Below are 20,299 nucleotides of genomic sequence, written 5' to 3' on the forward strand. Positions count from 1 at the left end.
GAGATCAACACGCTACAGCAAGGGGGAATTATTGATGGGATGGGTGACACATTCCGACCATTAGAAGCTATTACACGTGCACAAGTAGCAAAAATTTTAGCAAAAACATTACAACTAACTTCTAAGGGTACAAGTCCATTTAGTGATGTTTCTAGTAATCATTGGAGCCGGGTTATATTGCAGCACTAGAACAGGCTGTGATTGCATTGGGGAGTAATAGTGAATTTTATCCCGAAACGCCAGTAACACGTGCCGAGCAAGCGACCTTATTATACAGGGCAATCCAATTTTAACTATCTTTTGTGTAATCTAACAGCTTCACATCGTTATGAACACAGTAAAGTCGAATATTACTTTAAGTAATATAGATTAGCGGTGAATAGATATTTTTATAATAATATTTGAAAGCTCATTAATTTAAAGAAGAAAAGTAATGGATATTACGTATAGCAACAAAGGGTAAAAATATTTTCTTTTTGTAAATAGTCCAATAGATAGAAGAAATTATAAGTTAAATTAGTCTATTATTAGAAGTAAGAAAAAACTGATTTTTCTATTTTTCTAGTTGTATATTACTTTAAAGTAATATAGAATCAAAAATAAGTAGTGATTATCATTAGCTTATCTGATGGTTGTTCACTCAATAGAGAAAAGAAAGTGAGGTGAAAAGTAATGATGTTTCCTCCAATGAGTTTCCCAAAAGGCGATACAAAGCCATTCGGTAAATAATTATTACCTCAAGGTCTGACTTTTTAGTCAGACCTCATCTTTTGAAATTTAAACTGGGAAGGCTGTTTACCATGCTTGAACCAATATATGAATTAGAAAATGTAACTTTCTACTATAAAAAAGGTAAATTTAAAGCAAATAATGGCATTTCATTGACTATATATAAAGGTGAAATAATTGGGTTATTAGGCCCGAATGGTGCAGGAAAAACGACATTGATAAAGCAAATGATAGGACAGCTAGCACCAACAGAGGGATCCGTGAAATTTCATCAACAAGAAGTATCTAAGAATCCGAAGTATGTATTGAAACAGACTGCTTATTATTCACAGGAGACTTTTGCTTTATCATTTTTAAAAACATGGGAAGCCATTTATTTTACGGGTAGATTAAAGGGACTTTCCAAAAAAGAGTCGAAGCAACAGACAGATAATATTTTGCTGAGGTTAGACATGGAAGCTTATCGAGATAAGCTATTGTCAAAGCTTTCAGGTGGTCAAAGAAGACTCATTAGTTTAGGAGCAACTTTGATTGGTCAGGCATCCGTTATGATATTGGATGAGCCTACAAATGAGCTGGATCCATTAAAACGGAAATTAGTATGGGACATCATTCGTGAGCTTAACCAAAAGGGTACAACGATTATTTTAGTCACTCACAATATTCTGGAAGCTGAAAAAGTTGTTCATCGTGTAGCTGTTATAGATAACGGAAAGCTTTTAGCCATTGACCATGTCGAAAAGCTGAAGAGAAAAGTAGACCAAAGAATGCGTTTAGAAATTTATGCACAGGAGGCCTCTATTCACAATATCAAAGACAGACTGAAAGATTTTGGACAAGCAGAATTAGTAGAGGATACAAAACTCACGATGTTAATCGAGAAAAATATGGTTCGTACTATTGTTGAAATAATACAGGATGAGACATTGAACATTAACCAATACTCTCTGTTTCCACCAAGTCTAGAAGATGTCTATTCACTACTTCAAGAACAGCAAAGGAGTGAATAGTTAATGAATGCCTTTAGTCAATTCTTTGTTGAATTACTTATTTTATTTCGTATACAAATAGCCATCGTAAGGCATCAATTATTATGGATTATTGCAATGTCTTCCATTTTTCCAATAGTTACTTTAGTGTTTCTCGAATTTTTACTGGGTGAATCTAGCTCTGAACAATTGGCACGATTAATTATCGGTAATATGATTTTTAGTATTCTATTAATGGGGATGAATATTCTAGGGCAGGATATCTCGTATCAAAAATTTGGGGGCTATTTTACATATTACTCATCCCTTCCCATTCGAAAGGTTAATTTTATTTTATCTTTGTTGTTTTATGGTATTTTAACTTCCTTACCTTCGTTTATTATTGTATTTACGTTTGGTCAGCAAATTTATGGGGTCAATCTTCATTTTGAGTGGCTTCTACTACCAGTCGCTTTATTGGCGATTTTTAGTGTAGTAGGCATTGGTGTATTAATGGGGTTTTTATCTCCAAATCCTCAATTTACAAATATTGTAGCGCAATTTTTGTTGATGTTTGTTACTTTCTTAACACCTGTTATGATTGAACTGAAAGACCTTCCCATCGTTCTGCAGTGGATTTCCTACGTGTTACCAACAACATATGTAGCGAATGTATTACACGGTATGCTAACTGTTGGATGGACCAATTCTACATTCATAGATGTTCTAATCTTACTCATTTTTTCCTGTTTTTCTTATCTATTAATCAGTAAAAAAATACATTGGCGTGTTCAATAAATTATTTGAATAGGGAGTTAAATTTAAAATGAAAACTTTTGAAACTAAGTTAGAGCAGTACGCGGAATTGGTCATAAAAGTAGGGATTAATATTCAACAAGGACAGACTTTAGTGATTTCTGCCTCAATGGCTGCTGCCGATTTTGTTCGAAGGGTTTGCCGACATGCCTATCTCAATGGTGCACATTATGTTTATATAAAGTGGATTGATGAAGAGCTTGCTCGTATTGAATATGAATATATGACAGAGCAAGGCTTAACCTATACACCAGATTGGCTTGTGAAGGGGTATGAAGAAATGGCGAGTAGTGGTGCCGCTTTTCTTTATATTATTTCACCCCACCTGCAAAATATGGAGGGAATAGACCCTGTTAAGGTAGAAAAAGCAGAGTATGCTTCTGCACTTGCTTTTCGTTCTTTTACCGAAAAATTGATTAAAATGCAAGTTAGTTGGACTGTTATTGTTTATCCGACGGAGCAATGGGCAGCATCTATTTTCCCTGACTTAGAGCCCAAAAATGCTCTTGAGGAATTATGGGAAAAGTTTTTTGAAATACTTAAATTAAATGAAGAGAGCCCACTACAAGCCTGGGAAGAGCATATTAATATATTAAATAAAAGGGCCGCATTATTGAATGTAAAGTATTTCCGTTATTTACATTTCATTAGCGAAGAGACAAATTTAAAAATAGAGCTACCACAAAATCATCGTTGGGTTAATGGCTTAGAAATGAATGACAAGGGAAGCTCATTTATTTGTAATATGCCGACTGAAGAAATTTATACGACACCACTCAAAAAAGGAGTAAATGGAATAGTCAAAAATACAAAGCCATTAGTTTATGAAGGGCAGATCATTGATCAATTTACACTTACATTTAAAGATGGTGAAATTATTGATTTCTTTGCAGAAAAAGGGATGGATGCATTACAAAATATTCTTCAAAAAGACGAGGGTGCTAGATATATAGGTGAGGTTGCATTGGTTCCTCATGATTCTGCAATCTCTGCGAGCAATCTACTATTTTATCATAATTTATTTGATGAGAATGCATCCAGTCATTTAGCCATTGGGCAAGCCTATACTTCAGGCTTGAAAGAAGATGGTGCAAACCTAGAAAACATAAATAATAGTATGATCCATATTGATTTTATGATAGGCTCACAAAACTTACAGGTGAATGGAATACGAGAGGACGGTACTGCCGAAGCGATTTTAGTGAATGGTGAGTGGGTAATTAAATAAGGGGGAAGATGAATGGAAATAGTGCAGTGTAAGACTGATAAGGATTATGAAAAATTCGCTGTTTTCTTTTTGCAAAATAGAAATATATTTGACGATATGTATCCGATTTTAGATACACTTGGTAGTTTATATGTCATGATAGAGGAAACAAATCTGCTCCTCTTTCAAAATACACAGCAGGAAGTATTTGCTGCAGCAAGCTATACATTGGGTGTAAGAGAAGATCAATTTAAAAATAAACATATCGTTTTTATTGATTGCGCACTACTAAAGAAAGAATATCAAAATAGTCGATCCTTTGTTAAGGGTTTTCTACAAATGCTAAAACATATATTAGAAGAACACCCAGAAGTGAAAGAAGTCCAATTTTATGCTTATCGCCATCATGGCTATATTCACCGTCTTTATAAAAAGTTTGCCACTATTATAGATGAAAAAGAAGGATATTTTGGAATGCAAGATGTCTTCTCTGTGGAATTTCACAAATTGACTACTTTTTTAGAGGAATTTAATAAAAAACAAACCATTTAAATGGAATGGATAAAGGGCTATTTCGGGCAATGTTTCTATAAAAAATGCTACAATAAAAGAAAAAAAGAGGCGATGTACGTGAATAACGTCATTGATTTTATTGCAAAAAAAAAGGAACGTGAAGACCGAAAGCGTGCTCAGGATTTAGAACGTTATGTAGCTACACAATGTAATTTTCAACACCCTGAAAATATTGATGCTCTTGTAGAGGACAAATTGATTGAGGTTAAAGATCATACGTTATTTCTTGGCTTTCTATCCATTTTAAAGGATGAGCAAATAGAACCGTTAGATATTTTTCAAGATGTCTTTTCATTAGAGCCCCCTCGTTTTGAAATGTCCTACAATATGAGATGGTGGTCAGTTGTGCAATTGGCATTTACATTTTTAACAATTCTCAAGGAAAATGAGCCGCATACCTATGCTGATTTTTTAGGTCTCTCCAAATAACCTAAGTATGTGTACGTCTGTAAAGCAAATGTACACATACTTAGGTTTTTCCGTATCTACCCTCGCTAGCTTTACAAGCCTACTATATTTATTCATTAAATTCATAGATTTTTATAATTCCTCAATAATTTTTACTAAATATTCTTAACAACTCCATACTTGCTTAATGTTTGTTTTGTAACATAACGTTTGTAAGCAAATAAAAATAAAGCAAAACAAATGGAGGGTCCAACACATGGCAATTCAAAAACTGTGGAAAAAAGGTCTAATTGGTGCATTAGCTATTTCCATGTTGGCAGCTTGTTCTGACAGTTCATCTAGTGCAAATGAGGTAAAAAAGGACTTATCGCTTGAGGACATTACAGAAAAAGCAAAGGAAGAGGGCACTGTTAATTCTGTCGGTATGCCAGATACATGGGCGAACTGGGTGGAAACCTGGGAGGAACTTGGGACCGAATATAGTATCAAACACAAGGATACGGACATGTCGAGTGCCGAGGAGTTAGCGAAGTTTGAAGCAGAGAAGGATGATGCTACCGCAGATATTGGAGATGTCGGGATTGCTTTTGGACCAATCGCTAAGGACAAGGGCTTAACATTACCATACAAAACGTCTTATTGGGATGAAATACCTGAATGGGCTAAAGATGATGAAGGACACTGGATTGTTGGCTATACAGGAACCATTTCTTTCTTGACAGATAAAAATAATGTGAAGAATGCTCCAACATCATGGGAAGATCTAAAAAATGGAGATTACACAGTCAGTATTGGAGATGCATTAACAGCTAACCAAGCACAGTTTGCCATCTTAGCAGCGGCTATGGCATTTGGTGGAGATGAGTCAAACATCCAACCAGGTATAGATTTCTTTGCAGAATTAGCGAAGCAAGGACGTCTACAGGGAGATCCATCAGTAGCGAACCTAGAAAAAGGTGAAATAGATGTAGCGATCTTATGGGACTTTAATGCATTAGGTTATCGTCATCAAATTGATGAGGACCGCTTTGATGTAGTGATACCTAAAGAGGGATCTGTCACTTCTGGTTATGCAACGGTAATTAATAAATATGCCAAAAACCCACATGCTGCCATGCTCGCACGTGAATATATTTTATCTGATGCAGGTCAAGAAAATTTAGCAAAAGGCTATGCGCGTCCAATTCGAGACGGAGTAAAATTACCACAGGATGTAAAAGATTTACTATTACCCGCTGATATGTATACGAATGCACAACCTGTAAAAGATCAAAAGACATGGGAAGATACAACAAAGCAAATCCCTCAACTCTATCAAGAGCAGGTGTTAATCCATGCAAAATAACAAAGTGGTTCTCATTGTTATCGATGCATTGCGCTTTGACACAGCCTGCACACATATGGGGTTCTTGCATCATTTAGTCGAGCGTCAGGTAGCTGCTCGCTATAAGGTTTGCTCAGAGGTGCCGTCTTTATCAAGACCATTGTATGAGACGATTTTAACAGGTACACCCCCTATTGTACATGGTGTTACCAGCAATATGACAGTGCGTTTATCGAAAGGGCAAAGTGTCTTTCATATCGCAAAGGAGCATGGTTTAACTACAGCAGCCTCCGCTTATTATTGGGTGAGTGAACTTTATAATAGAGCGCCATTTAATCATATGGAGGACAGGCTACAACTCGATACACAATTACCAATTGACAACGGTATGTTCTATTTTGAGGATCATTATCCAGATAGTCATGTATTTGCTGATGCAGCATGGTTAATGGCTCAAAAGCAGCCTGATTTCCTGTATATTCATCCAATGAATGTTGATGATGATGGTCACAAATTTACGGCAGATTCTGCTCAATATCGCAATCGAGTTTTAGCGATGGATGCTTTACTGTCATTGTTTATTCCAAAGTGTATGGCGCTGGGCTATGAGGTTATCGTTACGGCTGATCATGGCATGACAAGAGATGGTAATCATGGCGGCACAACGCATGAGGATCGTCATGTCCCACTATTTGTCATTTCAGATGCTGTAAAGGCAGGTATAAAAGAAGGCATTATTTCTCAATTACAAGTTGCACCACTGTGCTGTCATTTATTAAATATCAAGCCTGCTGAAGATATGGTGCCAATCCTGTTAGAAGGTGTGTTTACAGCAAAAGAGGTTTAAATAAATAGTAGTCGCTCTTATTCTAAGGAGCGGCTATTATCCCCATAAGCCGCAAGTCATTTATAGAAAGAAGTGAGTGTGTTGATATCGAAGCGGCAATCCATTGCTTGGCTTTCGCCTTTTCTTGTATTACTATTATTGTTTTTCTTAGTACCGCTCCTATATATGCTCATTACCAGCTTTCAAAATAGTGAGGGCTTTACACTGAAGCAGTATGAATCAATTTTTACGAACGACTACATTCTTCAAGGTTTTAAAAATAGTATTACATTATCTGTTATCTCAGCTATGATTGCGTTACTTATCACCATGTTTGCAGTTTATGCCATGATGAACTTTTCAGAGCCAGTACGAGAGAAGATTTTAATACTTACGAACTTAACCTCCAATTTTTCAGGTATTCCGCTAGCATTTGCTTTTATTGTTTTACTTGGCAATAGTGGTTTATTTACACTGTTATTTGACAAATGGGATATTGATGTGTTGACATCCTTTTCATTATACAGTTGGAGCGGTTTGTTACTTATTTACATTTACTTTCAGCTGCCATTATCTCTAATGCTGCTATATCCCATTTATGATGGAATTCAGCAACAGTGGAAGGAGGCGGCAGCCCTTCTTGGGGCATCTGGCTGGCAGTTTTGGATGAAAATTGGTCTCCCTGTTATGCTCCCGGGGATTGTGGGAACCTTTAGTGTATTGTTTGCCAATGCAATGGGCGCGTATGCCTCTGCTTATGCATTAACAAGCAGTAATTATAATTTAGTGGCGATTCGTATCGGCTCCTTAATAAAAGGTGATATTTTTGCTCAGCCAGAGCTAGCCAGCGCCATTGCAGTTATATTAGCAGTGACAATGGTGACGGCCATGCTGATCAGTGAGTGGAGCATCTCTAAAACAAGGAGGAAAGTAAAATGAAAAAGCGTGGTTTGGCTGATTTCTTTTTCCTTCTGCTCGTGGGATATTTACTATTACCAGTGTTAGCAACAATGCTCTATGCATTTGCAACAAAATGGAATAAAACGATATTGCCAGAAGGACTCACACTAAAATGGCTTTCCACTTTGTTTCAGGATACCGATTTTATTCAGGCATTTGGCCGTTCAGTATTTTTAGCAGGGGGGGCAGTTAGTATCGCACTCCTTGTCATTGTGCCAGCCATTTTCGTCATCGTCCTATACTTTCCAAGATACGAAAAATGGATACAGATGGCAGTGGTGATGGTGTATTCTTTTCCAGGCATCATTTTAGCTGTAGGGCTTATACGCGTTTATAGCCAAATAGGTATACCGATGATATTTGTTGTGTTAGGTGCCTATGTTGTGGGGATTCTTCCTTATATCTATCAAGGTACACGAAATAGTTTAAGAAATATAGATGCGAGGCAGCTACTTGACGCGGCTCAATTGCTAGGCGCATCAAAAAGGCAGGCATTCACAAAAATTTTACTGCCTACTGTTTATCCAGGCTTATTTGCGGGGGCATTGTTATCCTTCTCTGTCTTATTTGGTGAGTTTGTCCTAATTAATCTTGTTGTAGGTTCTCGTTTTGAAACCGTACAAATTTATTTAATGAAAAAGCTTAGCACAAGTGGACATATTGCTAGTGCTGTTGTTTTCATCTATCTCGTACTAATGGGTCTTTTAACATTCGTCATTGCTATCGTAACGAAACGATCGAAAGGTGCTACAAATCTATGAGTTATCTTGTTATTGAAGGGCTTCATAAAAAATATGGACAAGTATCTGTTTTAACCAATATTCATATGGAAATTCAAAAAGGAGAATTTATCACACTATTAGGTCCTAGTGGCTGTGGAAAGAGTACGATTTTGCGTATTGTTGCAGGCTTAACAGATGCATCGGCAGGTAAGATTTTGATTGAAGGAAAAAATATGAGTGGCGTACAACCGAAGGATCGTCAAGTGGGTATGGTCTTTCAATCCTATGCACTTTTTCCTAATATGACGGTGCTCGAAAATGTTGCTTTTGGTTTGCGTATGCAAAAAGTTAATAAGGCAGATATAGAGCAGCGCGTACATGAAATGTTAGCGCTAGTTCATTTAAGTGAGAAAGCCAATGCTTACCCAAAAGAATTATCTGGAGGTCAACAGCAGCGTGTTGCTCTAGCTCGTGCATTAATTGTCCGTCCTAAAGTACTGCTATTAGATGAACCACTTAGTGCGCTTGATGCTCAAATTCGCAAAAAACTTCAAGCAGATTTACGAGCAATTCAACGAAAATTAAATATGACAATGATTCTAGTTACGCATGATCAGGAGGAGGCAATGGCTGTTTCGGATAGAATATTTGTCATGAATAATGGAAGCATTGCCCAAAACGGTACGCCAACGGAAATCTATATGAGACCAAATAATGAATTTATTGCTAATTTTATCGGTCATTATAATGTTTTTCCACGCCAAACTTTAGAAAAAATGCTTGGAGCATCTTTAATAGAGCAATCCATGAAATTTGCAATACGCCCTGAGGCATTACATCTCGATCAACGAGATGGAGACTTATGTCTCTCTGGGGTTGCCAAACAATCATTAATGAGCGGCAATATTATTCGTACTACATTTGAAGGAGAAATGGCGTTTGCAATGGAACAACTGCATCAACAAGGGTATTCGATTGAAATGGGAAAATCCTATAAATGTTATGTCGCACAAGAAGATGTGATTGCGCTATCATGACTTACGCTAAACTGGAAAGATTTGATTTTATTTTAAAACAATTAGATTCTGAAGGGAAAATTATTGTTGCCAATATTGCTGATGCCCTTCAGGTAGCACCAGAAACAATTCGCCGAGATTTTGATGAATTAGAGCAACAGCATTTATTATCAAGAGTTCATGGTGGGGCTATTAAATATACGAATGTACGTAATGAACCGGTATTTTTACGCAAGCTACAAATGCACAAGGACGCAAAGAGACAAATTGCTCGTATTGCAGCAAAACGCATTTGCGATGGCGATACTATTGCAGTAGATACAGGTACTACAACAGTACATATAGCCGATTTTTTACTAGCTGTGGAAGATATAACGGTTGTAACGAATTCAATTGCAGCAGCTATTCAATTTAATTTAGCCATAGAGGAACGACGCATGACAGGCAAGGTCATATTACTAGGGGGCACGGCGAATCCAAAACAATCTTCTGTGGCAGGTGCTATGACGTTAGAAATGCTAGATAATATGAATTTTGATAAGGCCTTTTTATCGTGCGGTGGTATGAGTGAGGGCATTGTTTATGATTACGATTTGGATGAATCTCTTATTTCAAAGAAAATGCTCAAGCATAGCAAAGTGAGTTATTTATTAGCCGATGCATCCAAAATCAATGGCAAATCATTTTTTCAAATCTGTCATCTTGATGAATGTACAGAAATTCTTTGCGAAAGCACTTGTCCATTAGAATGGCAGGCTTATGAGGAAAAATGGACGATATGTAATGGAGGGAAGAGCTGATGACAATTGATTATCATGTACATTTAGAAGAGGGACCTTATTCATTTCGCTGGCTAGAGCGTACATCGCAAGCACTGGAGTTTTTTCATTCGGAAGATGAAACGGAAAAAGGCTCCAAACAACAAATAACTTGTCATCTACAGCGGCTGGCACAGCGCGTGAAAAATGGCTGTTATAGTGAGGAATGGTTGGATTTATATCTCGAACAGGCAAAGCAGCTTGGCTTACGTGAGGTAGGGATTGTCGATCACTTATATCGTTTTCAAGAAACGCGTGCTTATTTTGAGCGCTTTATGAGGCTGGATGATAGTGAAATTGGAAAAATCCAGCGCTATTGGCTAGATCGTGTGATGACAGAAAATATGGATGCTTTTGTAACAACCATTCAGCAGGCAAAGGAAAAATGGCGTCAACATGGCATTACACTGAGACTTGGTATAGAGGCGGATTATTTTGTTGGTGGAGAGGAGGAATTAACGGCTTTACTAGCAGGTTATCCTTGGGATTATGTAATTGGTTCTGTTCATTTTGTTGATGGATGGGGCTTTGATAATCCGCAAACACAATATCTTTTTGAGCAAATGGATCAACCTTCTTTACAACAAAATTATGAGCGTTTTTTTAAAGTAGTAGAGAAAATGATTCTTTCCAATATGTTTGATTTTGTTGCCCATTTAGATAATTTTAAAGTATTTAATTATCAGGTGGAGAATCGTGCGTTTCTTGAAGTTTGGTATAAACGTATTGCAAAGGCACTAACGTCTACTGAAACCGCCACTGAAATCAATGCCGGCCTGTATTATCGTTACCCAGTACAGGAAATGTGCCCGGGTCCCCGTTTTTTACAAACCTTACTTGAGCATGGAGTTGCATTTACTGTATCCTCGGATGCACATTTCCCAGATGATTTAGGTAAATATACATTTGCTAATTTAGAGCTACTAAAGGGTTATGGCGTTGAAGCCATTGTCTCCTTTGAACAGCGAGTAAAAAAAATGATGACGTTATAGGTTGAGAAAAGGGCACTAAAGCTTCAATGTAGTGCCTTTTATTCGTATTACATAAGTACAATTTAACTCGCATACAAATGATTAAATTCATATTTATAATGTGAGGCGAGTCAAATTGACATTCATTAAAGAACAACCCTTTTTACCCATTATTATACAATCGGGTCAGCATGCATATGGGGTAGCCCGCTCATTTTATGCAGCCTACCGCATGAAAAGTCTTGTCATTGAGCCAGCAAAAAAAGGGAGAACGATGCGCTCACTCCTTTTGGGAGGCTCTCAAGGAATTGCCACACAGAATAGCAGTATTCTGGATTTTCAATATGTTGAACATTTAGATGATCCTACCCGTTTTGTACAAGCTCTAGTGGGATTAGCTATGCAGTGCCAACAAAAGAAATTGATTTTATTAGTTTGTGACTGCTATTATGCAGAGCTTATCATTGAAAATAAAGAGCAGCTTGAAAAGTACTTTATTTTACCTTACATTGATCAGGCTTTACTAAAAATTGTCCAAACAAAGGAGAAGTTCTACCAGCTTTGTGATAAATATCAGTTAGAATACCCCAAAACCATTATTATAAAAAAGGAACATCATCTAAATAGAGAAATTCCAATCCAGTATCCCATTATTATTAAACCCTCCAATACCGTGACCTATACGAACTGTTCCTTTCCTGAAAAGAAAAAAATATATATAGTATATGATGCAGATGAGATGCAGCACATCATTCGCTGTATTTATCGTTCTAGCTATCAAGACACCTTAATCGTTCAAGAATTTATTCCAGGCGACGATTCCTATATCCGTGTTCTAGATGTATATGTAGGAAGGGATCGAAAAGTAAAATTAATGTGTGTAAGCAATAAACTACTCGAAGATCCATCTCCACAAAACAAAGGTATTTCTTTAGCTGTTATGACCGATTATGATGAACAGCTAATGGAATCCATTCGGCATTTTTTAGAGGACATCGGCTATACGGGCTTTGCTAATTTTGATATGAAATACGATGCCAGGGACGGGAAATATAAGCTATTTGAAATGAATTTGCGAGCAGGGGCTTCAAGCTACTATGTGACCGCAAGCGGGTATAATTTAATGCAATATGTGGTGGATGATTATTTATTCCAGATTAATCATGAACGAACATATGTCCAGACGAAGCATGTATGGTCACTACTTCCTTCAAAAACGCTATTTAAATACATGAAGAATGAAAAATTAAAAATAGAAGCAAAGCGATTAATGAAAGAAGGGCAATACACGGATGCATTACTATATAAAGAAGATATGAATATAAAGCGCTGGATAAAGCTGAAATTGTATCATTCATATTTACAGGTAAAATACAGCAAGTATTTTAACAAGAGCAATAGATAGCAAATGTGAACTGATGGATAGGTCATTAAAACTTTCAGGATAGAACGCCAGAGCTGATGGATAATTACGCCTAGCTTCATATAATTAAGTCGAAACCTCGACATTTGAGGCGCAAACCTTGTAGGAAGTATCAACTATTCAGTATAATAATAAAATGGGAATTCAAGTGCATGGATTTCGTTTGAAAGGAGTTACCTGATTGCGATGAATGAGGAACAACGCTTAGCTAATCAACAAGTCAATCAACCAAAAAAAGAAGACAAGCCTGAAAAGGATTATAGTAAATATTTTGAGAGGGTCTTTACAGCTCCATCCTTAAAAGATGCTAAAAAACGTGGGAAAGAAGATGTGAAGTATCATAAGGATTTTAGCATTGCAGAAGAGTTCGCAGGAATGGGCAAAGGTCGCACCTTCTATATTCGTACTTATGGCTGCCAAATGAATGAGCATGACACAGAAGTAATGGCCGGAATTTTTATGCAGCTAGGCTACACACCAACAGAGGTGATTGAAGAGGCTGACGTTGTCTTGCTAAATACATGTGCTATTCGTGAAAATGCAGAAAACAAAGTATTTGGAGAACTTGGTTTCCTGCTGAAATATAAACGAAAAAACCCTGAGATGCTAATAGGGGTTTGTGGCTGTATGTCGCAAGAGGAATCTGTGGTTAATAAAATTTTAAGAAGCTATCCACACGTCGATATGGTGTTTGGTACACACAATATTCATCGTCTGCCAAACATTTTAAAAGAAGCCTACATGTCTAAAGAAATGGTCATAGAGGTTTGGTCTAAAGAAGGCGATGTCATTGAAAATCTGCCGAAGAAACGTCTTGGCTCCATTAAAGCTTGGGTTAATATTATGTATGGCTGCGATAAATTCTGTACGTATTGTATCGTTCCCTATACACGTGGTAAAGAGCGCAGTCGCCGACCAGAGGAAATCATTGCTGAAGTTCGTGAGCTAGCAGCAGCGGGCTACAAAGAAATTATGTTATTAGGACAAAATGTCAACGCTTACGGCAAAGATTTTGAGGATATTGATTATCGTCTTGGCGATTTAATGGATGAATTAAGAAAGATCGATATTCCGCGTATTCGATTTACAACGAGTCATCCACGTGACTTTGATGATCATTTAATCGAAGTTCTTGCAAAGCGTGGCAACTTAGTGGAGCATATTCACTTACCAGTACAATCTGGCTCGAATGACGTGCTAAAAATTATGGCGCGTAAATATACACGCGAGCATTTCCTTGGTTTAGTGGATAGAATTAAAGCGGCAATACCTGAAGTAACCTTAACAACAGATATTATCGTTGGCTATCCAAATGAAACAGAGGAGCAGTTTGAGGAAACATTGTCCTTGTACCGTGAAGTGGGCTTTGACGCAGCGTTTACGTATATTTATTCGCCACGTGAAGGTACACCAGCTGCAAAAATGATTGACAATGTACCTGAAGAGGTGAAAAAAGAGCGTCTTCAACGTTTAAATGAAGTGGTGGGTGAATACTCTCGCAAAGCATTAGAGCGTTTAAATGGTCAGGTTGTCGAAGTATTAGTTGAAGGCACAAGTAAACGACGCGACGATGTGTTAGCGGGCTATACGAGGAAGAATCGTTTAGTTAACTTCAAAGCACCAGCAGAAGTAATTGGTCAATTAGTGAAAGTAAAAATAACAGAGACTACATCCTATTCACTTACTGGTGAATTTTTGGAAGTCGTAAAAAATGAAAAGGTGGAAGCATAAATGACACAAGTCTTATATACAAAAGAAGATTTAATTAAAAAATCACATGAAATTGCACATATGATTGCAAATACGCCAGAGGTTGAATTTTTCAAAAAGGCAGAAGCGCAAATTAACGAAAATCAACAAGTACGTGAACGTATTGCAAGCTTAAAAAGCTTACAAAAACAAGCGGTTAATTTCCAACACTTAGGAAAAGAAAAAGCTCTAAAAATGATAGAAGATAAAATTGCTAAAATCGAGGAAGAAATTAATGCCATCCCTGTTGTGCAACAATTTAAAGAATCACAAGGCGATGTAAATGATTTATTGCAACTTGTTTCAAATACAATTGCAAATAATGTTACAAATGAAATTATTCGCTCAACTGGTGGCGATGTGCTTCGTGGTGAAACGGGTTCATACGTAGAAAATACTCAACCAGGTAGCTGCTCTTAAAAGATTATAGAAATCAAAGCTCGAATGCTGTCATTCGAGCTTTTTTTACGTCTTCTTCTATTGAAGCATTCAGCTGCTATAATAGACCTCTCATCGAAAAGTTTTAAATGATCCATTTCATTCTCTAAAAATATATGTTCACCCAATGGGCGCTACCTGCATATGATGGAGTGAAAAGAGTCGAAGGAGGAATTGCGCTGAAACGTTTACGACAAATCGTGACGAAAGCAGTAGTTGCCAAAGGGAAGAAGAGAACGGAAGAACGTGTAACATTATCACCAACAAATAAACCGACAAGTATTTTAGGGTGCTGGGTAATCAATCACACTTGCTCTGCAAAAAGAGTCGGGAAATTTGTAGAAGTAACAGGGAAATTTGATGTCAATGTTTGGTATGCCTATAGTAATCATTCGAAAACAGCTGTGTTTTCTGAAACGATTCACTATAAAGACAAAGTGAAGCTTCACTATCGAGACGGTGAAATTAGCGTTGGTGATGATGTTCGTGTACGTGTGATACAAGAACCAAATTGTATTGAAGCGATTATCTCTCCATGTGGTACAAAGTTTGAAATTGTAGTGGAACGTGAAGTAGTTGTTGAGGTAATGGGTGAAACAACAATTTGTATTAGTGTCCATCCACTAGACTATGAAGAAGATTGGAGCCTTAATGATGAAAGTTCATCTTCATCCTCATCAAGCTCTAGTTCTAGCTCCTCTTCAAGTTCTGAAGGAGAAGGCAGGTATGTGTTAGAGTCTTCATCGTTTCCTGATGAACGACCAAGATAAGTCTAAAAAACATCATTTTTTGATACATGCGAAATGCTAGCATCTTAAAAAAGGTGAATGAAGCGTTTCGCATGTATCTTTTGTTATAATAAATATATCTATAAGGCAAGAGCGAGGTAAATAGTGATATGACAACATATACACCAATGATGCAACAGTATCTACAGGTAAAGGAAGATTACAAAGATGCCTTTTTATTTTTTAGATTAGGTGACTTTTATGAAATGTTTTTTGAGGACGCAATCAATGCCTCACAAATTTTAGAAATTACATTAACAAGCCGAGATGCAGGCGCAAAAGAACGAATACCAATGTGCGGTGTGCCGCATCATTCGGCTAAAAATTATATTGAAACACTTGTGCAAAAAGGCTATAAAGTGGCTATTTGTGAACAAACAGAAGATCCAAAGCAAGCAAAAGGTGTGGTCAAACGTGAAGTGGTTCAGCTTATCACACCAGGAACAATTATGGAAGGAAAGGCTCTTGATGGTAAATCTAATCATTTTATTGGAGCGGCAGAGCAATTAGATGACACAACATTTGGCTATGCTTATTTAGATTTATCCACAGGTGAGGCAGTAGCATCTTCTATTGAAGGCGATGGCAAAGCCTTATTAATGCAAATGCAGGCTTACGGAATTCGAGAGCTGATTGTAACGGATAGTTTGCAGCTATTATTAGCAGAGCATGCCGTCAATGCTGGTATCGTACTTTCAATTGAAGTGAATGAAATGCCCATGGACAAAGCAGCAAGTTATCTAGAAGCTGTACCAAAACCGTTACAAATTGCATGTCTTCGATTGTTAGCTTATATCGACCAAACGCAAATGAGATCTTTATCACATATTCAGGCATTCACATTTAATGAAATTAAAAATTATTTACGCATTGATTCTAGCTCAAAGCGCAATTTAGAGCTGATTCAATCGATTCGTGGTGGCGATCAAAAAGGTACCCTCTTATGGCTATTAGATGACACCGTGACAGCGATGGGTGGACGAAAATTAAAGCAATGGCTACACCAACCGCTTGCCACACGTTCAGCAATAGAGGCTAGACTAGCGATTGTTACGGATTTGTTGGAAGAATATTTTGTACGAACAGAGCTTCAAGCATCCTTAAAACAAGTATATGATTTAGAGCGTTTGGCTGGTCGTGTTGCTTTTGGCAATGTGGGTGGACGAGATTTAGCCCAATTGCGTGATTCTTTACGCCAAGTGCCGACTATTCAGCAACAGTTGATGGGGTCAAATAAAGAAACATTACAGCAATTAGGTGCGGAGCTTGATACATGCTCAGATGTCGAGGCATTATTAGCAAAAGCGATTACAGATAATCCCCCTATTACCATTAAAGAAGGGGATGTTATCCGTGACGGCTATAATGAACGCTTAGACGAACTTCGCTATGCCGCTCGTAATGGTAAGGATTGGATTGCCCAACTTGAACAAGAAGAGCGTGTGAAAACGGGTATTAAAAATTTAAAAATTGGCTATAATCGCATTTTTGGTTACTATATAGAAATTACAAAATCAAATATTCATTTAGCAGATTTAACACGCTATGAGCGCAAACAAACACTGGCGAATGCGGAACGCTATATTACACAGGAACTAAAAGAAAAAGAAGCATTGATTTTAAATGCTGAAGAAGAAAGCTTAACATTGGAGTACAACCTGTTTGTAGAAATTCGTGATGTATTAAAAGCTTATATTCCGCGTGTCCAAGCACTGGCAGCAAACATTAGTGAATTGGATGTTTTACTAAGCTTTGCAAGTGTCTCAGAAAAATATCGCTTTACGAAACCGCAATTTCATGGTGGACGTGCCCTAGAAATTATAGAAGGACGCCATCCTGTCGTTGAAAAAATGCTGAATAAGCAAATGTATGTACCAAACGATTGTGTGCTAGAAGAGCAGAACAATATGATGCTTATTACAGGGCCGAATATGTCAGGTAAAAGTACTTATATGCGCCAAGTTGCATTAATTGTTGTTATGGCACAAATGGGCTGCTATGTACCCGCTGAAAAAGCGAAGCTGCCGATTACTGATCAAATTTTTACTAGGATTGGAGCGGCTGATGATTTAGCGGCAGGGCAATCTACATTTATGGTGGAGATGCTTGAATCGCAACATGCAATTACGCATGCAACAAAAAATAGCTTGATGCTATTTGATGAAATTGGACGTGGAACATCGACATATGATGGAATGAGTTTGGCACAATCGATGATGGAATATATTCATGATAAAATTGGGGCCAATACGTTATTTTCTACGCACTATCATGAATTGACAGCACTTGAAAAGGATTTGCCACGCTTACAAAATGTGCATGTTTCAGCCACTGAAAAAAATGGTACGGTCGTTTTCCTGCATAAGGTGAAAAAAGGAGCGGCTGATAAATCCTATGGTATACATGTGGCACAGCTTGCTCAATTACCTGAGGAAATTTTAGCTAGAGCACGTGTATTACTTGAGAACTTTGAGGCAGGGAAAGAAGTAGTTGCCGAAACACAGGTGATAGCTGAACAACCAGTACAGATGTCTTTATTTGCAGAGGAGGAACCGATTTCCCCAGCCGAGACAATGGTGCTAAAGAAATTGGAAAAGGTAAATATTCTAGGTACTTCACCGATGCAGGCAATGAATATTTTATATGAGCTACAGCAAGAACTAGTGAACGCTAAAAAATAAAGGAGTGATACGTTAGTGGGAAACATACAAATTATGGACGAATGGCTATCCAATAAAATCGCAGCAGGAGAGGTAGTAGAAAGGCCAGCCTCTGTTGTCAAAGAGCTAGTGGAAAATGCTATTGATGCTGGGAGTACGTCCATTGATGTTTTTTTACTAGAAGCAGGTCTCACTTCCATTCAAGTAATAGATAATGGTAGCGGTATGGATGAAGAGGATGCACTAATGTCATTCTCTCGTCATGCTACTAGTAAAATTCATCAGGAACATGATTTATTTCGTATTCGAACACTTGGCTTCCGTGGTGAGGCTCTAGCATCCATTGCCTCTGTTTCTAAAATGACATTGATTACATCAAATGGTGAATCCGGAACACATTTAGACCTTGAAGGTGGACATATCCTCACTCATAAACCTGGTCCGTTGCGTAAAGGGACTGATTTAACAGTCTCCCAGCTATTCTTTAATACACCCGCCCGTTTAAAATATATGAAAACCATTCAAACCGAACTTGGGCATACAATAGACCTGATGAATCGCCTCGCACTTGGTAACCCACAAATAGCATTCAGATTATTGCATAATGGTCAACAATTACTGCAAACAAATGGCCGAGGAGATGTACAACAAGTGCTTGCAGCTATTTATGGAATACATAATGCCAAGAAAATGGTGCCATTCCAAGGCGAGTCACATGATTATCGAATTTCTGGCTTTGTATCCTTACCAGAGGTAACACGTGCTTCTAAAAATTATATGACTCTATTTGTCAATGGTCGTTGGGTCAAGCATTATTTAGTACAAAAGGCTATTGTAGATGCTTACCATACGTATTTACCTATCGAGCGCTTCCCAATAGTTGTTCTATATATAGAGGGTGATCCTTACTTAACAGACGTGAATGTGCATCCTGCAAAACATCAAATTCGTTTAAGTAAAGAGGCTGAGCTTTTGAAGTTAATAGAGGAAACCATTCGTGAAACAATACGCTACATTATTCGAGTTCCACAAATGGAAAAGAAAGAAAAAATAGTTAAACCAGCTACTGAACAATTAAACATATGGAAGCCTGCTCCAAAGATTGATGTGGAGAAAATGAATGCCATCGTAGAAAAATTATATGATGTCCAAACCATTCAAGAAAACAATCTTGAACAGATAGTTGAGCCTAAGCCTATTTCTACGGTTCGAGAGGAAAGTTGGCAGCTTACACCACAAATAGAGGCTGAAACAATTGATGAAGTAACAATAGCTGCACAGTCGGAAATATTGGAAGAAATGCCTACAAAGGAACCCTTTCCTGAACTCGAAGTAGTGGGGCAAATACATGGCACATACATTGTCGCGCAAATGGAGGATGGTTTTTATTTAATTGATCAGCATGCTGCTCAGGAACGCATTAAATACGAATTCTTCCGTGAAAAAGTCGGTCAAGTTAATCCTCATGAACGTCAGGCATTATTGTTACCACTAACATTCCATTATGCAGCCGATGAAGCACTGATCTTACGAGAACACAGGCATGAATTAGAAGCTGTAGGCGTATTTTTAGAGGAATTTGGACAGTCATCTTTTGTTGTACGTGAGCATCCGAGTTGGTTCCCACAAGGGGAGGAACAGGAAATCATTGAGGATTTAATTGAACAGGTGCTGACAACTAAAAAGGCTGATATCAAAAAACTACGTGAGGCAGCCGCGATTATGATGAGCTGTAAAAAGTCAATCAAAGCCAATCATTATTTAACAAAAGAGCAAATGGAAACATTGCTGCGTGATTTACGCAATGCAGATAATCCATTTACATGCCCACACGGACGTCCAGTGCTTATTCACTTTACATCATATGAAGTGGAAAAAATGTTCAAACGGGTTATGTAAGGAA

At 37.6% G+C, this 20,299-nt stretch carries 20 protein-coding genes; all 20 read left to right on the forward strand.

The genetic code is table 11. The features are described from left to right. Positions 1-39 precede the first annotated feature (39 nt). The 20 genes from PSR12_RS05755 (at position 40) to mutL (ending at position 20,295) form a co-directional block, all read left to right on the forward strand. On the forward strand, positions 40-189 hold the full coding sequence (locus PSR12_RS05755; RefSeq protein WP_257521330.1) for an S-layer homology domain-containing protein: 150 nt from the start codon (positions 40-42) through the stop codon (positions 187-189). A gap of 8 nt (positions 190-197) precedes the next feature. Continuing rightward, positions 198-293, forward strand: a complete 96-nt coding sequence (locus PSR12_RS23820; RefSeq protein WP_342456129.1) for a hypothetical protein — start codon at positions 198-200, stop codon at positions 291-293. A 507-nt stretch (positions 294-800) separates the two neighbouring features. After that, on the forward strand, positions 801-1,739 hold the full coding sequence (locus PSR12_RS05760; RefSeq protein WP_221682715.1) for an ABC transporter ATP-binding protein: 939 nt from the start codon (positions 801-803) through the stop codon (positions 1,737-1,739). A 3-nt stretch (positions 1,740-1,742) separates the two neighbouring features. After that, positions 1,743-2,495, forward strand: a complete 753-nt coding sequence (locus PSR12_RS05765) for an ABC transporter permease (RefSeq protein ID WP_004225875.1) — start codon at positions 1,743-1,745, stop codon at positions 2,493-2,495. A gap of 28 nt (positions 2,496-2,523) precedes the next feature. Further along, entirely contained in the window at positions 2,524-3,741 is a 1,218-nt protein-coding gene (locus PSR12_RS05770; RefSeq protein WP_221682714.1) for an aminopeptidase, read from the forward strand. Positions 3,742-3,753: 12 nt separating this feature from the next. After that, positions 3,754-4,272, forward strand: a complete 519-nt coding sequence (locus PSR12_RS05775; protein ID WP_004225870.1) for a hypothetical protein — start codon at positions 3,754-3,756, stop codon at positions 4,270-4,272. A gap of 72 nt (positions 4,273-4,344) precedes the next feature. Beyond that, positions 4,345-4,722 carry an ELKS/Rab6-interacting/CAST family protein gene (locus PSR12_RS05780; protein ID WP_255601691.1) on the forward strand — a complete coding sequence of 126 codons (378 nt, stop codon included), beginning with the start codon at positions 4,345-4,347 and terminating at the stop codon, positions 4,720-4,722. Between the two features lie 235 nt (positions 4,723-4,957). Next, complete coding sequence (locus PSR12_RS05785; RefSeq protein ID WP_257521333.1) at positions 4,958-6,046, forward strand: ABC transporter substrate-binding protein; 1,089 nt, start codon at positions 4,958-4,960, stop codon at positions 6,044-6,046. Then, a complete protein-coding gene (locus PSR12_RS05790; RefSeq protein WP_274772017.1) occupies positions 6,036-6,872 on the forward strand; it encodes an alkaline phosphatase family protein in 837 nt (278 codons plus the stop codon). Before PSR12_RS05785 ends, PSR12_RS05790 begins: the two co-directional genes overlap by 11 nt. 72 nt (positions 6,873-6,944) lie before the next feature. Further along, positions 6,945-7,790, forward strand: coding sequence for an ABC transporter permease (locus tag PSR12_RS05795; RefSeq protein ID WP_221682711.1), 846 nt, complete (start codon positions 6,945-6,947; stop codon positions 7,788-7,790). Further along, positions 7,787-8,572, forward strand: coding sequence for an ABC transporter permease (locus PSR12_RS05800; protein ID WP_048391486.1), 786 nt, complete (start codon positions 7,787-7,789; stop codon positions 8,570-8,572). The genes PSR12_RS05795 and PSR12_RS05800 overlap by 4 nt, the downstream gene beginning before the upstream one ends. Continuing rightward, positions 8,569-9,570, forward strand: a complete 1,002-nt coding sequence (locus tag PSR12_RS05805) for an ABC transporter ATP-binding protein (protein WP_274772021.1) — start codon at positions 8,569-8,571, stop codon at positions 9,568-9,570. Before PSR12_RS05800 ends, PSR12_RS05805 begins: the two co-directional genes overlap by 4 nt. Then, entirely contained in the window at positions 9,567-10,349 is a 783-nt protein-coding gene (locus tag PSR12_RS05810) for a DeoR/GlpR family DNA-binding transcription regulator (protein WP_221682708.1), read from the forward strand. The genes PSR12_RS05805 and PSR12_RS05810 overlap by 4 nt, the downstream gene beginning before the upstream one ends. Next, positions 10,349-11,359: a histidinol phosphate phosphatase domain-containing protein gene (locus tag PSR12_RS05815; RefSeq protein ID WP_221682707.1), complete on the forward strand. Its 1,011-nt coding sequence runs from the start codon at positions 10,349-10,351 to the stop codon at positions 11,357-11,359. Before PSR12_RS05810 ends, PSR12_RS05815 begins: the two co-directional genes overlap by 1 nt. Positions 11,360-11,474: 115 nt before the next feature. Then, positions 11,475-12,743: a carboxylate--amine ligase gene (locus PSR12_RS05820; RefSeq protein WP_274772023.1), complete on the forward strand. Its 1,269-nt coding sequence runs from the start codon at positions 11,475-11,477 to the stop codon at positions 12,741-12,743. Between the two features lie 204 nt (positions 12,744-12,947). Continuing rightward, on the forward strand, positions 12,948-14,492 hold the full coding sequence (miaB, locus tag PSR12_RS05825) for a tRNA (N6-isopentenyl adenosine(37)-C2)-methylthiotransferase MiaB (RefSeq protein ID WP_221682705.1): 1,545 nt from the start codon (positions 12,948-12,950) through the stop codon (positions 14,490-14,492). Further along, positions 14,493-14,930: a YlbF/YmcA family competence regulator gene (locus PSR12_RS05830; protein ID WP_004225842.1), complete on the forward strand. Its 438-nt coding sequence runs from the start codon at positions 14,493-14,495 to the stop codon at positions 14,928-14,930. It abuts the gene before it with no gap. A gap of 134 nt (positions 14,931-15,064) precedes the next feature. Beyond that, positions 15,065-15,718: an outer spore coat protein CotE gene (gene cotE, locus PSR12_RS05835; protein ID WP_221682704.1), complete on the forward strand. Its 654-nt coding sequence runs from the start codon at positions 15,065-15,067 to the stop codon at positions 15,716-15,718. 128 nt (positions 15,719-15,846) lie between these two features. Continuing rightward, positions 15,847-18,417 carry a DNA mismatch repair protein MutS gene (mutS, locus tag PSR12_RS05840; protein ID WP_221682703.1) on the forward strand — a complete coding sequence of 857 codons (2,571 nt, stop codon included), beginning with the start codon at positions 15,847-15,849 and terminating at the stop codon, positions 18,415-18,417. A 15-nt stretch (positions 18,418-18,432) separates the two neighbouring features. Beyond that, a complete protein-coding gene (gene mutL / locus PSR12_RS05845) occupies positions 18,433-20,295 on the forward strand; it encodes a DNA mismatch repair endonuclease MutL (RefSeq protein ID WP_274772029.1) in 1,863 nt (620 codons plus the stop codon). The last annotated feature ends 4 nt before the right edge of the window (positions 20,296-20,299 follow it).

The sequence above is a fragment of the Lysinibacillus sp. G01H genome (genome assembly GCF_028872195.1).
GTDB classification, from domain to species: Bacteria; Bacillota; Bacilli; order Bacillales_A; family Planococcaceae; genus Lysinibacillus; species Lysinibacillus capsici.

Bases quoted from the DNA above. Each gene is read 5' to 3' on its own strand.
- PSR12_RS05775 (WP_004225870.1), top strand. From the start codon at position 3,754: ATGGAAATAGTGCAGTGTAAGACTGATAAGGATTATGAAAAATTCGCT.
- miaB (WP_221682705.1), top strand. From the start codon at position 12,948: ATGAATGAGGAACAACGCTTAGCTAATCAACAAGTCAATCAACCAAAA.
- PSR12_RS05790 (WP_274772017.1), top strand. From the start codon at position 6,036: ATGCAAAATAACAAAGTGGTTCTCATTGTTATCGATGCATTGCGCTTT.
- cotE (WP_221682704.1), top strand. From the start codon at position 15,065: ATGTTCACCCAATGGGCGCTACCTGCATATGATGGAGTGAAAAGAGTC.
- PSR12_RS05770 (WP_221682714.1), top strand. From the start codon at position 2,524: ATGAAAACTTTTGAAACTAAGTTAGAGCAGTACGCGGAATTGGTCATA.
- PSR12_RS05765 (WP_004225875.1), top strand. From the start codon at position 1,743: ATGAATGCCTTTAGTCAATTCTTTGTTGAATTACTTATTTTATTTCGT.
- PSR12_RS05800 (WP_048391486.1), top strand. From the start codon at position 7,787: ATGAAAAAGCGTGGTTTGGCTGATTTCTTTTTCCTTCTGCTCGTGGGA.
- mutS (WP_221682703.1), top strand. From the start codon at position 15,847: ATGACAACATATACACCAATGATGCAACAGTATCTACAGGTAAAGGAA.
- PSR12_RS05760 (WP_221682715.1), top strand. From the start codon at position 801: ATGCTTGAACCAATATATGAATTAGAAAATGTAACTTTCTACTATAAA.
- PSR12_RS05805 (WP_274772021.1), top strand. From the start codon at position 8,569: ATGAGTTATCTTGTTATTGAAGGGCTTCATAAAAAATATGGACAAGTA.
- PSR12_RS05815 (WP_221682707.1), top strand. From the start codon at position 10,349: ATGACAATTGATTATCATGTACATTTAGAAGAGGGACCTTATTCATTT.
- PSR12_RS05780 (WP_255601691.1), top strand. From the start codon at position 4,345: ATGTACGTGAATAACGTCATTGATTTTATTGCAAAAAAAAAGGAACGT.
- PSR12_RS05810 (WP_221682708.1), top strand. From the start codon at position 9,567: ATGACTTACGCTAAACTGGAAAGATTTGATTTTATTTTAAAACAATTA.
- PSR12_RS05785 (WP_257521333.1), top strand. From the start codon at position 4,958: ATGGCAATTCAAAAACTGTGGAAAAAAGGTCTAATTGGTGCATTAGCT.
- PSR12_RS05755 (WP_257521330.1), top strand. From the start codon at position 40: ATGGGTGACACATTCCGACCATTAGAAGCTATTACACGTGCACAAGTA.
- PSR12_RS05830 (WP_004225842.1), top strand. From the start codon at position 14,493: ATGACACAAGTCTTATATACAAAAGAAGATTTAATTAAAAAATCACAT.